The 15,836-nt window shown below is 52.3% G+C and carries 15 protein-coding genes; 1 reads left to right on the forward strand and 14 read right to left on the reverse strand.

Going from position 1 to position 15,836, the window contains the following annotated elements:
• The coding region (gene thiC / locus Q1M25_RS00750; protein WP_300480628.1) for a phosphomethylpyrimidine synthase ThiC at nucleotides 1–1,061 on the forward strand (1,061 nt) is incomplete at its 5' end.
• 91 nt (nucleotides 1,062–1,152) lie between these two features.
• Here thiC and murJ read toward each other — a convergent pair.
• The 14 genes from murJ to Q1M25_RS00820 all read right to left on the reverse strand — a co-directional run bounded on the left by murJ (nucleotide 1,153) and on the right by Q1M25_RS00820 (nucleotide 15,778).
• Nucleotides 1,153–2,691 (reverse strand): murein biosynthesis integral membrane protein MurJ, encoded by a 1,539-nt coding sequence (murJ, locus tag Q1M25_RS00755; RefSeq protein ID WP_049332963.1) that lies wholly within the window; start codon nucleotides 2,689–2,691, stop codon nucleotides 1,153–1,155.
• Nucleotides 2,692–2,700: 9 nt separating this feature from the next.
• A complete protein-coding gene (gene lpxB, locus Q1M25_RS00760) occupies nucleotides 2,701–3,876 on the reverse strand; it encodes a lipid-A-disaccharide synthase (protein WP_300480631.1) in 1,176 nt (391 codons plus the stop codon).
• A gap of 160 nt (nucleotides 3,877–4,036) precedes the next feature.
• Nucleotides 4,037–4,813 (reverse strand): acyl-ACP--UDP-N-acetylglucosamine O-acyltransferase, encoded by a 777-nt coding sequence (lpxA, locus tag Q1M25_RS00765; RefSeq protein WP_300480634.1) that lies wholly within the window; start codon nucleotides 4,811–4,813, stop codon nucleotides 4,037–4,039.
• Nucleotides 4,814–4,888: 75 nt separating this feature from the next.
• The gene (gene fabZ, locus Q1M25_RS00770) at nucleotides 4,889–5,338 is read right to left on the reverse strand and encodes a 3-hydroxyacyl-ACP dehydratase FabZ (RefSeq protein ID WP_003681704.1); all 450 of its coding nucleotides are present in this window, start codon (nucleotides 5,336–5,338) and stop codon (nucleotides 4,889–4,891) included.
• A 73-nt stretch (nucleotides 5,339–5,411) separates the two neighbouring features.
• Nucleotides 5,412–6,452 carry a UDP-3-O-(3-hydroxymyristoyl)glucosamine N-acyltransferase gene (gene lpxD / locus Q1M25_RS00775; RefSeq protein WP_300480639.1) on the reverse strand — a complete coding sequence of 347 codons (1,041 nt, stop codon included), beginning with the start codon at nucleotides 6,450–6,452 and terminating at the stop codon, nucleotides 5,412–5,414.
• Nucleotides 6,453–6,553: 101 nt separating this feature from the next.
• Nucleotides 6,554–7,063: an OmpH family outer membrane protein gene (locus tag Q1M25_RS00780; RefSeq protein ID WP_300480642.1), complete on the reverse strand. Its 510-nt coding sequence runs from the start codon at nucleotides 7,061–7,063 to the stop codon at nucleotides 6,554–6,556.
• A gap of 111 nt (nucleotides 7,064–7,174) precedes the next feature.
• Nucleotides 7,175–9,577 (reverse strand): outer membrane protein assembly factor BamA, encoded by a 2,403-nt coding sequence (bamA, locus tag Q1M25_RS00785; protein ID WP_300480644.1) that lies wholly within the window; start codon nucleotides 9,575–9,577, stop codon nucleotides 7,175–7,177.
• A 3-nt stretch (nucleotides 9,578–9,580) separates the two neighbouring features.
• Nucleotides 9,581–10,921: an RIP metalloprotease RseP gene (gene rseP / locus Q1M25_RS00790; protein WP_300480647.1), complete on the reverse strand. Its 1,341-nt coding sequence runs from the start codon at nucleotides 10,919–10,921 to the stop codon at nucleotides 9,581–9,583.
• A gap of 131 nt (nucleotides 10,922–11,052) precedes the next feature.
• Nucleotides 11,053–12,234 carry a 1-deoxy-D-xylulose-5-phosphate reductoisomerase gene (gene ispC, locus Q1M25_RS00795; RefSeq protein ID WP_300480650.1) on the reverse strand — a complete coding sequence of 394 codons (1,182 nt, stop codon included), beginning with the start codon at nucleotides 12,232–12,234 and terminating at the stop codon, nucleotides 11,053–11,055.
• 117 nt (nucleotides 12,235–12,351) lie between these two features.
• Nucleotides 12,352–13,101, reverse strand: a complete 750-nt coding sequence (locus Q1M25_RS00800) for an SIMPL domain-containing protein (RefSeq protein WP_300480652.1) — start codon at nucleotides 13,099–13,101, stop codon at nucleotides 12,352–12,354.
• Nucleotides 13,102–13,135: 34 nt separating this feature from the next.
• The gene (locus Q1M25_RS00805) at nucleotides 13,136–13,930 is read right to left on the reverse strand and encodes a phosphatidate cytidylyltransferase (RefSeq protein WP_049332974.1); all 795 of its coding nucleotides are present in this window, start codon (nucleotides 13,928–13,930) and stop codon (nucleotides 13,136–13,138) included.
• A gap of 5 nt (nucleotides 13,931–13,935) precedes the next feature.
• On the reverse strand, nucleotides 13,936–14,682 hold the full coding sequence (locus Q1M25_RS00810; RefSeq protein WP_300480657.1) for an isoprenyl transferase: 747 nt from the start codon (nucleotides 14,680–14,682) through the stop codon (nucleotides 13,936–13,938).
• 57 nt (nucleotides 14,683–14,739) lie between these two features.
• Nucleotides 14,740–15,297: a ribosome recycling factor gene (frr, locus tag Q1M25_RS00815; protein ID WP_150537035.1), complete on the reverse strand. Its 558-nt coding sequence runs from the start codon at nucleotides 15,295–15,297 to the stop codon at nucleotides 14,740–14,742.
• Nucleotides 15,298–15,478: 181 nt separating this feature from the next.
• Nucleotides 15,479–15,778: a DUF2818 family protein gene (locus Q1M25_RS00820; protein ID WP_101755707.1), complete on the reverse strand. Its 300-nt coding sequence runs from the start codon at nucleotides 15,776–15,778 to the stop codon at nucleotides 15,479–15,481.
• Nucleotides 15,779–15,836: the final 58 nt, after the last annotated feature.

The following is a 15,836-nucleotide window of genomic DNA, read 5'->3' on the forward strand; positions in this document are numbered from 1 at the left end:
ACATCCACGAAACGCGCGAATGGATTATCCGCAACGCGCCCGTCCCCATCGGCACTGTGCCCATCTATCAGGCTTTGGAAAAAACCGGCGGCATCGCCGAAGACCTGACTTGGGATTTGGTACGCGATACCTTAATCGAGCAGGCGGAACAAGGCGTGGACTATTTCACCCTGCACGCAGGCGTGTTGCTGCGTTATGTGCCGATGACGGCCGACCGCCTCACCGGCATCGTATCGCGCGGCGGCTCCATCATGGCGAAATGGTGTCTCGCCCACCATCGGGAAAACTTCCTCTACACGCATTTCGACGAAATCTGCGAAATCATGAAAGCCTACGACGTGTCGTTCAGCCTCGGCGACGGCCTGCGCCCCGGCTGCATTGCCGATGCCAACGACGAATCTCAATTCGCCGAATTGCACACCTTGGGCGAATTGACCGCCAAAGCGTGGGAACACGACGTCCAAGTCATGATCGAAGGCCCCGGCCATGTGCCGTTGCAACACGTCAAAGAAAACATGACCGAAGAGTTGCAACACTGCTTTGAAGCGCCTTTCTACACCCTCGGCCCGCTCGTTACCGACATCGCCCCCGGCTACGACCACATCACCTCGGGCATAGGCGCGACCAATATCGGCTGGTACGGCACAGCCATGCTCTGCTACGTTACTCCGAAAGAGCATCTCGGCCTACCCGACAAAGAAGACGTGCGCACCGGCATCATTACCTACAAACTCGCCGCCCACGCCGCCGACCTCGCCAAAGGCTGGCCGGGCGCGCAGTTGCGCGACAACGCCCTGAGCAAGGCGCGTTTCGAATTCCGCTGGCGCGACCAATTCCGCTTAAGCCTCGACCCCGAACGCGCCGAGAGCTTCCACGACGAAACCCTGCCCGCCGAAGGCGCGAAAATCGCCCACTTCTGCTCGATGTGCGGTCCCAAATTCTGCTCGATGAAAATCACGCAGGAAGTGCGCGACTACGCTGACAAGCAAAAAGCGAAGCAGCAAGGCATGGAAGAAAAAGCGATTGAGTTCGTCAAAAAAGGAGCGAAGCTTTACAGTTAAAACGTAAAACAAGAAAAGGCCGTCTGAAAATGTTTCAGACGGCCTTTTTAGCAAATAATCTTTAAGCCAAGCACATACGCCCTGAGGCTGCTTATTTTTCCACCCTGCGGAAATGGTGCGGACGAAAACCGAGCGCGGCGAGGGAAACGAAGTAGAGGCCGCCACCCAAGGCAATCAGAATGCAGAGTTGGCCTGCTTTTTTAAAGCCGCCGACGTGCACCCATTCAAACGGCAGATAAGATTGCGCCAGCCACAAACCGCCGCCCATGACGACCAAAGAGATGGCCATTTTGACCAAAAACGCTGCCCAACCTTTGCCGGGGCGGTAGATGCCGTGTTTGCGCAAAAGGAAAAACAGCAAACCTGCATTCAAACACGCGCCCAAACCGATAGCGAGGGACAGGCCGACGTGTTTGAGCGGCGAAATGAAAGCGAGGTTCATCAACTGCGTGCAAATCAGCGTGAAAATAGCGACTTTAACGGGGGTTTTGATGTTTTGGCGGGCGTAGAAACCGGGAGCCAACACTTTAATCATAATCAGACCGATCAAGCCGAAGGAATAGGCAATCAGCGCATATTGGGTCATTTGCGCATCGTGCAGCGTAAATTCACGGTACATGAACAAGGTCGTAACCAGAGGGAAAGACAACACGGCAAGACCGACGGCGGCAGGCAGGGTCAGCAGCATACACAGGCGCAAACCCCAGTCGAGCAGGCCGGAAAACTGCTCGGTATCCTGACTGGCTGCGTGTTTGGACAAGGTAGGCAGCAAAATCGTACCGAGTGCCACGCCTAAAACGCCGGTCGGCAATTCCATCAGTCGATCGGCGTAATACATCCACGACACGCTGCCGGACTGCAAAAACGAGGCGAAGATGGTATTGATGACCAAGGAAATCTGCGCCACGCTCACGCCCAAAATAGCCGGCCCCATCTGTTTCATTACGCGGTTGACCGCTGCGTCTTTAAAGCTGAGTTTGGGCATTTTCAAGAAGCCCAGTTTCGCCAACCAAGGCAGTTGAAACACCAGCTGCAACACGCCGCCGACAAACACTGCCCACGCCAATGCCATAACAGGCGGATCAAAATACGGTATGAAAAACAGGGAAAAGACGATAAAGGAGATGTTCAAAAATGTCGGCGTAAAGGCGGGAATGCCGAATTTATGATAGGAATTAAGTATCGAGCCTACAAAAGAGGATAGTGAAATCAAAAAGATATAAGGGAACGTCACCCGCAGCAGGTCGATGGAAAGCTGAAACTTATCGGCATCTTTGGCAAAACCGGGCGCGGAAACATAAATCACCCACGGCGCGGCAAGTATACCCAGCGCGGTAACGATGACCAACACAAACGACAACATACCGGCCACATGACGCACAAACGCCTGCGTGGCTTCAGGAGAGCGGGTTTCTTTGTATTCCGCCAAAATCGGCACGAAGGCTTGGGCAAACGCGCCCTCTGCGAACACGCGCCGCAAAAGATTAGGCAGTTTGAACGCGACAAAAAACGCATCCGTCGCCATGCCTGCACCAAACGCACGGGCGATAATCGTATCGCGCACAAAGCCCAAAATGCGCGATACCATCGTCAGGCTGCCAACCTTGGCCAAGGCTCCCAATAAATTCATGTATTTTCCTTACTTGTCTTTCAGGCCGTCTGAAAACCCGGCTTCCTCCAATACTGCCGCCGCCGCCAATGCCGCCGTATCTTTTTTCAACAGCAGATGCAAGGCGTAGAAATCTTGTTCCAACGCGGCCACGGCTTCAGGGTGGTCATACCAGTCTGCCACGGCCTGCGCCAGTTTTTCAGGGACGGCATCATGTTGCAGCAGCTCGGGAACGGCGGCTTTACCCAACAGAATATTGGGCAAACCGACATGCGGCACTTTGATTTTGTTTTTCACATACGCATAAGTCAGCGGCGAAATTTTGTAGCTGATGACCATAGGCCGCTTACACAAGGCCACTTCCAAAGTTGCCGTACCGCTGGTGACCAATACCACGTCGGCAGCGGTGCAAACCGTATCCGACTGCTTGTCAGTCAACGTAATGGGAAGGGGGGAGAACTCAGGCTGCGCCAAAATTTCGGTAATGCGTTTGCGCGTTGCGACCGTCGCCACAGGCAGTAAAAACTGTGCCTGCGGATAACGTTTCAGCAGCAGTAAGGCCGTCTGAAAAAACACCGCCGCCATGTAATCGATTTCGCTCACGCGGCTGCCGGGCAATATGGCAAACACAGGTACGTCCGCAGGCACACCTAGCTTGTGCCGCGCAGCCGCCCTATCCGCTTCCACGGGCATGGTTTGCGCCATCGGATGACCGACAAACTCAGCCTTGCCGCCTGCATCGATATAAAGCTGCGGCTCCATCGGAAACAGGCACAACACGCGGTTGACCTGATGCACGATTTTATTGACCCGTTCTCGCCGCCAAGCCCAAACTGACGGGCTGACGTAATGAATGGTATGAATGCCTGCCTGCTTGAGTTTTTCCGCCACGCCGAGATTGAAGTCCGGCGCATCGATGCCGATAAACACATCCGGCTTGAGGCGGATTAAATCGCTCACCAGCCCTTTGCGGATTTTCAAAATCTGCGGCAGGCGTTTGATGACCTCAACAAAACCGCGCACCGCCAGCTTTTCCTGATCGTACAAACTCTCAAAACCCTCCGCCTTCATGCGCTCGCCGCCGATGCCGGTAAACCGCGCATTCGGGCAACGCGCCTTAATGGCACGGATTAAGTGTGCGCCGAGCAAGTCGCCGGAAGCTTCGCCTACGCTGATGGCGATAAGGGGGGAAGAATTGGGGTTCATGTGTTATTGAGGTTTGGAAGCTAAAAGATTTTGTGGCGGACGTTTGCCCGCCCGTTTTCAGACGGCATCGGCAGCAAACAGACAGGAAACTGCCCTACTACGTGGATTTTGCAATCCAAAGGCCGTCTGAAAAAGTTTCAGACGGCCTTCAATCCATCAATCAACGGATAATGCCGCGTGTGGATTGTGCAAAAAAGTCTTTAAATACCGCCAATTCGCTTTGGGTTTCGGCACGTTTCAGAATGTCCGCCTTGGCTTCTTCAAACGGAATGCCGCGATGGTAAATGGTTTTATACGCATCTTTGACGGAGGCAATCTGTTCGGCGGTGAAACCGTTGCGGCGCATACCTTCGCTGTTGAGGCCGGCCGGTTCGGCGCGGTAGCCTGCGGCCATGAAGTACGGCGGTACGTCTTTGTGTACGCCTGCGGCAAACGCGGTCATGGCGTAGTCGCCGATTTGGCAGAATTGGAACACCAGCGTGTAGCCGCCCAAGACGACGTAGTCGCCGATGGTAACGTGGCCTGCGAGTGAGGCGTTATTGGCGAAGATAGTATGGTTGCCGACCACGCAGTCATGGGCGAGGTGGCAGTAGGCCATAATCCAGTTGTCGTCGCCGATACGGGTTTCGCCGATGCCGGTGACTGTGCCGAGGTTGAACGTCGTAAATTCGCGGATGGTGTTGCCGTTGCCGATAATCAGCTTGGTCGGCTCGTCGCGGTATTTTTTGTCCTGAGGAATTTCGCCGAGGCTGGCAAATTGGAAAATGCGGTTGTTTTCACCGATGGTCGTATGGCCGTTGATGACGGCATGCGGGCCGATTTCGGTATTCGCACCGATTTGCACATTGGGGCCGATGATGCTGTACGGGCCGACTTTGACGCTGGAGTCGAGTTCGGCTTTGGGGTCGATGACGGCGGTCGGATGGATAGGGGTCATGCTGTTTCCTTGCTGTCTGATACAGGTATTGCCTGCAAGATGCCGTCTGAAGCTTTCAGACGGCCTGTCCCATTCTTACACCACGCGTTTGGCGCACATAATCACGGCTTCAACGGCAACTTGGCCGTCAACTTTGGCAACGGCATTGAATTTGCCGATACCGCGTTTGTTGGTCAACAGCTCGACTTCAAAAACCAGTTGGTCGCCGGGGATGACTTGGCGTTTGAAACGGGCATCATCGATACCGGCGAAGAAGAAGAATTCGTTTTCTTTGCGGCCGCCTTCGCTGAGGATGGCGAGTGTGCCGCACGCTTGCGCCATGGCTTCGATAATCAGCACGCCGGGCATCACGGGCAGGTCGGGAAAGTGGCCTTGGAACTGCGGCTCGTTCATGGTCACGTTTTTAATCGCAGTCAGGGTTTTCATCGGTTCGAACGCGGTAATGCGGTCGAGTTGCAAAAACGGATAACGGTGTGGGATAAGTTTTTGAATGTCTTTGGCTTCGATCGGGAGTTGTACGTCCATGATGTTCGTCTTTCCTTGTTTGTATTGGGTTTAAACGTATTCTGATGCGGGGCGCGGACTGTTTGCGCCGCCTTTAGGCTTCGTCGCTGTCGGCAAGCTGTTTTTCCAGCGTTTTGAGGCGTTTGTTCATTTCGCTCAAACGGTGGATATAAACGGCATTGCGCGCCCAGTCTTTGTAGCCCGACATCGGGAAAATACCGGCCAAATGCTGGCCGCTTTCGGTAATGCTGTGGGTAACGGATGTGCCGCCGCCGATGGTGGTTTTATCGGCGATTTCGATGTGTCCGACCGTGCCGACGCCGCCGCCGATAATGCAATAATTGCCGATGGTGACGCTGCCGGAAATGCCGGTTTTGGCGGCGATAACGGTGTGCGAACCGATTTTGCAGTTGTGGCCGATTTGGACTTGGTTGTCGATTTTAGTACCGTTGCCGACGGTTGTGTCACTCATCGCGCCGCGGTCGATGTTGGTATTTGAACCGATTTCCACATCATCGCCCAGCGTGACTGCGCCGGTTTGCGGAATTTTAAACCATGAATCGCCGGCAAAGGCCAAGCCGAAACCGTCCGCGCCGATGACGGCGCCGCTGTGGATTTCGACACGGTTGCCCAAAGTGCAGCCGTAATAGATGACGGAGTTGGGATGCAACACGACTTCATCGCCCAACGTGCAATCGTGTTGGACAACGGCATTGGCCAAAATACGGCAACCTTCGCCCAATACGGCATTCGCGCCGATATAGGCATTTGCGCCGATTTCGCAGCTTGCCGGCACTTTGGCGCTTGCCTCGACAACAGCGGTCGGATGTACGCCGCCCTGTGCTTTGACAATCGGCGAGAACAATCGTGCCACTTTGGCAAAATAAAGATAAGGGTCGGCAGCCACAATCAGGTTGCGGCCTGCAAATTCGTCTGCGGCTTTCGGTGACACAATCACTGCGCCTGCCTGACTGTCGTGCACTTCGGCTTTGTATTTCGGGTTGGCCAAAAAGCTGATGTGTTCTGCCTGCGCCTGATCCAACGGACGGACGGCGGTAATGGCGATGTCTTCGCCTTTCCATTCGCCGCCAAGCTGGGAAACGATTCGGGACAGGGTGTATGCTTGTGAAGTCATGATAATCTGCCGTCAAGATGTCAGGCCGTCTGAAAGATGCCGGTTTGGGTTTCAGACGGCCTTAGGTTTGTCTATATGGTTACATTCGCTGCCGAGCAGGGTCAGTGAGCATTTAAGGCTTTGATAACGCTGTCGGTAATGTCATAGCGGCCGTTAACGTAAATCACGTCCTGCAAGATGAAATCGTAACCTTCGCGCTTGGCCAAATCGACGATGACGCGGTTGGCATTTTGCTGGAGCGCGGCGAATTCTTCATTGCGGCGCAGATTGTAGTCTTCTGCCAACTCGGCCTGCTGCTTGCGGAATTTCTGTACCAGATTGCGCCATTTTTGGGTTTCGGCTTCCCTTTGGCTGTCGCTGAGTTTGTCGCTACTCAGTTTTTGCTCCAAAGCCTCGCCTTCCTGCTGCAGCTTTTGCAAGGCGGTTTGACGGCTTTTGAACTCTTTTTCCAAAGTCGTCTGAATGCTTTGCGCCTGCTTGGATTCCTGATAAACGCGCTCGGTATTGATAAAACCGATTTTCTGCACGCCATCCGCCGCCGCTTGTGGCAAAAGCACGAAACCCGGCAGGACTACGGCGAGGACACGGAGGGTGTCGGCTATTTTACTCATGATAAAAATCCTTGCTTAAAAACAAACGGGCGGTTTGCAATAAGCTTGCCGCCAATCTGCCATGAGGCCGTCTGAAACGGACAAACCCGGTTTCAGACGGCCTAAACATCATCAGAATGTCGTACCGAGTTGGAATTGGAAGCGTTGGATTTCGTCGCCTTCTTTTTTCTTAATCGGATAAGCATAACTGAACTTCATCGGACCCAGCGGAGAGAGCCAGGTCACGGCAGCACCGGCTGAGTAGCGCAATTCGTTTTTGAATGTCGATTTGTGCGTAGTGCCTACGCCATACACGTTTTGGAACGCGCCATTGGTGTAATAAGAATTGCTGCTGCTGTCATTGTAGGTTTTGTCGTCCCACACGCTGCCTGCATCGGCAAACAGGCTCAGACGGACAGTACGCGAGTCTTTAATACCCGGCATCGGGAAGAGCAACTCTGCGGAAACGTTGGCTTTTTTGTTACCGCCGTAGCTGATTTTCTCGCCGTATTCGTCATAGACTTTCGGGCCCAGCGTACCGCTTTCAAAACCGCGGACAGAGCCTAAGCCGCCGCCGTAGAAGTTTTCAAAGAACGGCATGGTTTTGGTTTTGCCGTAACCGTTGCCATAACCGACTTCGCCACCCAGCATCAGCGTGAAATCTTTGCTCAACGGGAAGAACCAGGTTTGGTTGTGGGTCAGGGTATAGTATTGCAGGTCGCTGCCCGGCAAGGCGATTTCACCGTTTACGCCAGTCAGGTAACCGCGAGTCGGCCACAAGGCATTGTCGGTTTTGTTGCGGCCCCAGCCGATGGTACCTTTGTACAACCAGCCTTTGAAGTTACCCACGCCGTTGCCGTTGCCTTTACCGTATTGGTTGATAAAGTCGGCATAGCGTTTAGGCGCACCTTTGTAGGTGTTCACGGTCAGACGCTCTGCGGCCAAACCGAAGTTCACACGGTCATATTCGGTAACCGGAATACCGATACGCAAACCGCCGCCGAAAGTTGTGGTTTTATATTGTTTCGCGCTGGAAGAAGCTTTACGCGGATCATAAGACTTGCCGTAAAGGTCATAGCCCAAGCTTACGCCGTCAGGTGTGAAGTATGGATCGGTAAACGACAATGAGCCGTTTACTGTGGTTTTACTGCGGGAAGCACGCAGGGCAACGGATTTACCCGTACCGAACAGGTTGTCTTGAGCCACACCGGCAGACATCACCAAACCGGTATCCTGAACCCAACCTGCGCTCAAGTCGAGCGAGCCGGTAGAACGTTCGGTCAGGCTCATGTTCAGGTCAACTTGGTCAGGCGTATTGGCCACAGGAACCGCATCAAATTGAACGTTGTCGAAGTAGCCCAACAACTCGACGCGCTCTTTAGAACGTTGCAGTTTGGCAGAATCGTAAGGAGCCGATTCCATTTGGCGCAACTCGCGGCGGATAACTTCGTCACGGGTTTTGTTGTTGCCGGTAATGTTGATTTCGTTTACATAGATTTTGCGGCCCGGTTGAACGGTCAACACAAAATCAACAGTATGCGTTTCGGCATTTGGAATCGGTTGGACATTGATTTCGCTGAATGCGTAACCTGCCTGACCCATGCGGTTTTGGATGGCTTCGAGCGAATTGGACATTTGCGCACGCTCGTACCATTTGCCCGGCTTCATGGTCAGCAGTTTTTCCAAATCTTCTTTCGGCACTTCCAGCGTATCGCCTTCGATGCGTACATTGCCCCAACGGAAGCGGTCGCCTTCGCTGACGGTTACTTTAATGGTCTGCTTGGTTTTGTCTTCGTTGGTTTGGATGTCAGTATCCAAAATACGGAAGTTGAAGTAGCCGTTGTTTTGGTAGTAATTGGTGATTTTTTCCATGTCCTGAGCAAATTTTTGCTCATTGAACTGGTTGCTCTTGGTGATCCAAGTCCACATGCCGCCTTCGCTCAGGGACATTTGTTTCAGCAGGCGGCGGTCGGAATAAACTTCGTTGCCTTCAAATGAAATATCGGTAATCTTGGTAGATTTGCCCTCTTCGATGGCAATATCGATAGACACGCGGTTGCGGGCGAGTTTGGTTACAGTCGGAGTGATTTGGACAGACTGTTTGCCGCGGCTCAAATACTCTTCTTTCAAACCGGCAACGGCTTGGTTCAGCGTTGCTTGGTTAAAGTATTGGGATTGCGCCAAACCAAATGCTTCAAGGTTTTTCTTGATGGCATCGTTTTGCAGCATTTTCGCGCCGGTAATATTGAGCGAGCTGATGGTCGGACGCTCAATCACGGTCAGCAGGACTTGATTGTCCATGGTCTCGACACGTACGTCGTCAAAGAAACCGGTTGCATAGAGTTTTTTGATGATTTCTTCACTGCGCGCATCATTGAAATTATCACCGACTTTAACGGGCAGGTAGTTGAAGACGGTACTTGGCTCGGTGCGTTGCAGGCCTTCGACGCGGATGTCCTGAATGGTAAAGTCAGCCAATGCCAGCGGAGACAGGCTCAATACCATTAAAGCGGAAGCAATCTGGTTCAGTTTCATAAATTATCCAAACAAACGGTTGATGTCATTAAAGAAAGCCACAGCCATCATCAAAAGCATGGCTGCCAGTCCGAAGCGCAGGCCGACTGCCTGTATGCGCTCGCTCAAAGGCTTTCCGCGTATCCATTCGGCGGTATAGAAAACCAAATGTCCGCCGTCTAAAACGGGTATGGGCAAAAGGTTCAACACGCCTAAGCTGATGCTGACCAAGGCCAGAAATTCAAGATAGCTCTGCAATCCATGTTTTGCGGATTGTCCGGCGACATCGGCAATGGTCAGGGGGCCGGAAATATGGTTCAAAGAGGCATTGCCCGTAACCAGTTTTCCGAAAAATTTGAGGGTCGTCCATGAATAGTTGACGGTTTTGTTCCAACCCAATTCAAAGGCTTGGGCAACGGAAGGCGTATAACGGTAGCGGATGGTTTTATCCCACTCTTTATCCGCCTGGGCGGCAAGCCCTGCTCTACCCACCAGCACGCCTGCCGACTGCTCGACGCTGTCCGGCCGGATAGCGGTCGCCAGTATTTTACCGTCGCGCTCGTAAGTCAGTTCGATTCGTTTACCGGGGCTGGCGCGGAAGAGTTCCGTCCATGCCTGCCAGCTTTCGATGGGCTTCCCATCGGCGGTCAGCAGTTTGTCGTTTTCCTTCAAACCTGCTTTTTCGGCCGGACTATTGGCCAAGACTTTGCCGATGCGGTTAGTAATTCTAAAAGGCAAAAGGCCGATGTTGCCTTGGCTTTTCGCAACTTTACCTGCTTCAGGCGTGCCGGCGGCATCAATTATGCGGATGGCTTGGGCATTTGAGGCCGTCTGAACGGCGACTTTTACAGGACCGGCTTCAAGGTTCAACACCATCTCGGTTTGCGCATCGCTCCAGTCTTTAACGGCAATTCCGTTGACCGATACAATTTTATCGCCTGCCTGAAAACCCGCTTTGGCAGCAATGCTGGCAGGCTCGACCATGCCGACATAAGGGCGCAACTCGGTTACGCCGAAGGAAAAGCTCAAACCGTAAAGCAAAACGGCCAAAATCAAATTGGTCAAAGGACCGGCGGCGACAATGGCGATGCGCTTGGCCGGATGCTGCTTGTCAAAGGCGTACGGCAAATCTGCCTCTGCCACCTCGCCTTCGCGCGTATCGACCATTTTAACGTAACCGCCCAGCGGAATCGGGGCAAGACACCACTCGGTATCGCCGCGTTTTCGGGTGAAAAAGGGCTTACCGAAGCCGACGGAAAAGCGCACGACTTTAACGCCGCACCAGCGGGCAACAATATAGTGTCCGAACTCATGCAGGCTGACCAAAATCAGAATGGCGACGATAAAGGCTAAAAAGGTTTGCAAAAAAATCCCCTGAGTGGAATGTGATAATCAACGGATAAGGCCGTCTGAAAACCGATTATAAAGGCAGTTGTTCCATTTTGTCTGCCTAAATGCCAAGCGGTTGACGTTTCAGACGGCCTGTCATTGAAGCTTTATTGTTTGCCGATAAAGGCTTCTGCCTGCCTGCGTGTTTGCGCATCTTGCGCCAGCAAGCCTTCGATATCATGATGGCCGTCTGAAAAATCTTGGGCAAGGCAGTGGGCAACGACTTTGGCAATATCGGTAAACTTAATGCGTTTATCTAAAAAAGCGGCCACGGCAACTTCGTTTGCGGCGTTCAACACGCAAGGTGCGGCACCGCCTGCATTCATGGCCTGATAGGCAAGTTTCAAACATGGGAAACGGTCAAAGTCAGGTTTTTGGAAGGTCAATGCGGACAATGCACCGAAATCCAGCTCGCCCACACCGGAATCGATACGTTCGGGCAGGCCCAAACAATAAGCAATCGGCGTACGCATATCGGGATTACCCAACTGCGCCAATACCGAACCATCGCGATAACGCACCATGCTGTGAATCACGGATTGCGGATGGATGACGACTTCCAGTTTTTCCGGCGGACAGTTAAACAGCCAATGCGCCTCAATCAACTCCAAGCCCTTATTCATCATTGATGCGGAATCGACGGAAATTTTGCGGCCCATGCTCCAATTCGGATGTTTGACCGCCTGCTCGGGCGTAATGCTGTCAAATGTACTTAAATCGGCGCTAAGGAATGGTCCGCCCGACGCGGTCAGGATAATCGAATTGATACCGTGCTCATTCAGACAGCCTGTGTAATCTCGTGGCAATACTTGGAAGATGGCATTGTGTTCACTGTCAATCGGCAAGACGGTGGCGCCGTTTTGACGGGCGGTTTCCATAAACAATGCGCCGGAAACCACCAGCGTTTCTTTGTTTGCCAGATAAATGGTTTTGCCTTTTTGAGCGGCGGCCAAAGCCGACGGCAAACCGGCCGCGCCGACAATGGCACACATCACGCCGCTGACTTCATCGGCAGAGGCGACATCAATCAGGGCTTGAGCGCCATATAAAACCTGCGTACTGATGCCTTCTTGTTTGAGTTTCTTTTCCAACTCGGCCGCATGGTCAGCATCGCCGACCACGGCATATTCCGGACGGAACTGTTTGCATTGCGCCGCCAGCTTGCCTACCTGCCTATGCCCTGCCAGCGCGAACACGCGGAATTTTTCGGGATGGCGGGAGACAACGTCTAAAGTGCTTTTGCCTATGCTGCCGGTACTGCCTAATATGGTCAGAACTTGTTGTGTCATGGTGTGTTCTTTATGTGCTGTGCAAACGGTATTCATTGTGTTTGAAATAGATTTCTTTGCCGTTTCCAATTTTCAGACGGCCTTTTACCTCCCGGCTAAACAGGCCGTCTGAAAGAATTACTCAATGCCGTATTCGATGGTAACAACCAGTCGGACTTGTTTGCCGACGGTACTTTTATCGTAAGAACCACCGTACTCATCGTCCTCGCTGCTGCCGGTGTCGGCATAGATGTTGAACGAACCTTGCGAAGCAGAACGCATGGCGCCCACTTTGCCGCCGCCGGTTTTAGCAAATTCGATCGCGCGTTTCTGCGCATCCTCAGTCGCCTGCGTAATCAAATCGCGTTTGATGGTTTCCAAATTGCCCAGCAAATATTGCGGATTGTCGAAGCGGATAAATTCGTTTTGCGCACGGAAATTCAAAATGGCGCGCTGGGCGGCTTGGATTTTGTCCAGTTTTTTAGTGTTGACCACAATATTGAGGTCGCCATCGTAGCCGTTGGGCGTGCGGGTTACGTTGCCTAGTTCGTCGCGGGTTTCATTGAAAACGCGCGACACTTCGGGCAGGCCCACTTTCATTTCAGCCGCCGTAAAGCCTTGCTCGCCCAAAAATTTAGACAGCTTCTTGCGTCTTGCCGTCAGCAAATCCAAAACTTCCTGATAGCTCTCGCCGTGCGCGTTCACGCCCGTATTCCACGTCGCGCTATCGGATTGGAAGTTTTTCTCCGCCAAACCTTTTACGGTAATAGTCCCCGGCTGGCGCAGATTCTTAAACTGCACGCCCAAAATAAACGCCGCAGCCATCAATCCCAGTGCCAACAATACGCCCAAGATCGATAAAGATGAAATCTGTTTTTGTTCGGACATAATCAGCTCCCCTCAACCACGTCAGACAGGCGGTTTAAAACAAATATACAAAGGCGGCATAAATGCTGATAACAGCGATCAGGCTGTCCACACGGTCGAACACGCCGCCGTGTCCCGGCAACAGATTGCTGCTGTCTTTGATACCGGCTGCACGTTTGAGCCAGCTTTCTAGCAAATCGCCGCACACGCTGACAACGGTCAGAATCAAGCCGATCAAAATAGTTTTTAACCAACCGGCTTCAAAAGCCAGCCAACCGGCTTTCCATACGATGGTCATGTACACGGCAACGCATAATGCACCGCCGATCGCACCTTCCCAACTTTTACCCGGGCTGATGGTCGGCGCAATTTTGCGCTTACCAAACGATTTGCCGCAAAAATACGCGCCAATATCGGCCACCCACACCAAACCCATAATCGCCAATAAAGACAGCGCATCTTCAGGCTGAGGGCGCAGGTAAACCAGTGCGAACCAAAACGGCATCACCAACAACCAACCGACCGTGTAAGCCTGCCAGCCACCGTTTAACTTCCATTTCGCCTTCAGCCACCAAGGCATGACAATCAGCCAAAACGCCAATACGACATACCAAACCAAATCAGGCAACTGCCAACCGCCGGCATAGGCAATCACGCCAAACACCAGCGTTGAAGCCAAATAATGGTTGATTTTCAACTTATCCAAGCCGCTCATGCGGGCATATTCCCACAAAGTCAGCATGGCAATCAGGCCGCAAAACGCCGCCCACAGCCACATAGGTGCATAAAACAGCATACCCAGCATCAGCGGCAAGAGCCACAGCGCCGTCAAAATCCGTTGTTTCAACATAGTTCTCAACCCCGTTGCTGCTCAACCGGCAGCTGTTCGGAAGTCCGTCCGAAGCGGCGCTCCCGTTTTTGGAACGAAGTAATCGCCTCATTCAGCGATTTCTCATTAAAATCAGGCCACAGCGTATCCGTAAAATACAATTCAGCGTACGCCATCTGCCACAGCAGGAAATTACTGATGCGCGTCTCGCCGCCGGTGCGGATAAACAAATCTGGCTCGGGTGCATCACCCAACATCAAATAGCGCGACAATGCCTCTTCCGTAATCTCAGTCGCACCCTCGGCAATCAACTGATTTGCCGCCTGCAAAATATCCCAGCGGCCGCCATAATCGGCGGCAATGCTCAAAGTCAAACCGGTATTGTTTGCCGTCAACGCCTCGGCCGCCTCAATCCCCTTCAGGATTTCAGCATGAAACCGCTCGCGGCTGCCGATAACTTTCAAGCGCATATTGTTGTCGTGCAAACGGCGCACCTGCTTTTGCAAAGCCTGCAAAAACAGCCCCATCAGAAAAGAAACCTCTTCCTCGGGGCGTCGCCAGTTTTCAGTCGAAAAAGCAAACACGGTCAAATACCGCACACCCAGCTCAGCACAATGCTTCACCATGTTCTCCAGCGCATCCAAGCCGCGCTTATGCCCCATCACACGGGGAAGAAAACGCTTCTTTGCCCAACGTCCGTTGCCGTCCATAATCACAGCAATATGTCGGGGGATGGCAGAGTGTTCCAAAATTGTCTGCGTACTGCTTTTCATGTCTGCCTTTCAGGGAGCAAACCGTCCAAAGGCCGTCTGAACGGTTTGCACACAGGATTAAATCGCCATCAAATCTTCTTCTTTGACGGCCAAGAGCTTGTCTGCCTCAGCAATATATTTGTCGGTTAACTTCTGAACCGCTTCCTCGCCGCGGCGGGCTTCATCTTCAGAAATCTCTTTGTCTTTCAACAATTTTTTGATGTGGTCGTTTGCATCACGGCGCACATTGCGGATAGACACACGGCCCTCTTCCGCCTCGCCGCGTACCACTTTGATCAAATCCTTACGGCGTTCCTCAGTCAGCATAGGCATAGGGACACGGATCAAATCACCGACAGAAGCAGGGTTCAGACCCAAGTTGGAGTCACGGATCGCTTTCTCGACTTTTGAAGCCATATTGCTTTCAAAAGGTTTCACACCAATCGTACGCGCATCCAAAAGCGTTACGTTTGCCACTTGGCTCACAGGCACCATGCTGCCCCAGTATTCCACTTCCACTTGGTCAAGCAGGCCGGTATGCGCACGGCCGGTACGCACTTTAGCCAGATTGTCTTTCAATACTTCCAGAGAACGCTGCATTTTGCCTTCAGCTGTCTTTTGAATATCATTAATCATCTTATACTTTCAATTTCATAGGAATAAAATAGGATTAACCGAGAATAGTACCGTTAAACCGCCCTCACGACAAGGCTTTACGCCCCAACAGCCTTGTTTTCTAACCGATATTTAACATCAAACAAAATAAAGGCCGTCTGAAAGATTTTCAGACGGCCTTTTCCTTATTCAAATCCAATTCCTACTCTCTATTTCGCTCATTCCAAAAGTAACGCCATACGAAGCATGGGAAAGCAAAAATCAGGTAGAGGCAGACAACGGTCACGTAAAACTCCCAATCTTGAGCATGTACGGCTCCTGCGCGCGATTCGAGGATATAAGCGAGGATTGCAGTAAGAAGGAAGCCTGCCAGCAATTCGATCAAGTGATGACCGATGTGTTTGCGTTTCAGGGCGATGATGCCGAAGAATTTGGTGGTAATAAATGGTGCGTTGGCAAAGATAAGTGCCAACAGCAAAAGAATGTACATGGATGCGGTCATGGTGGTCTTTCTGTTTTCAGACGGCCTGTGTGTGATTTTAACATGTTAAATGGACATT

Origin of the sequence: uncultured Neisseria sp. (assembly GCF_951230505.1) — a bacterium.
In the GTDB taxonomy this organism is placed as follows: Bacteria; Pseudomonadota; Gammaproteobacteria; order Burkholderiales; family Neisseriaceae; genus Neisseria.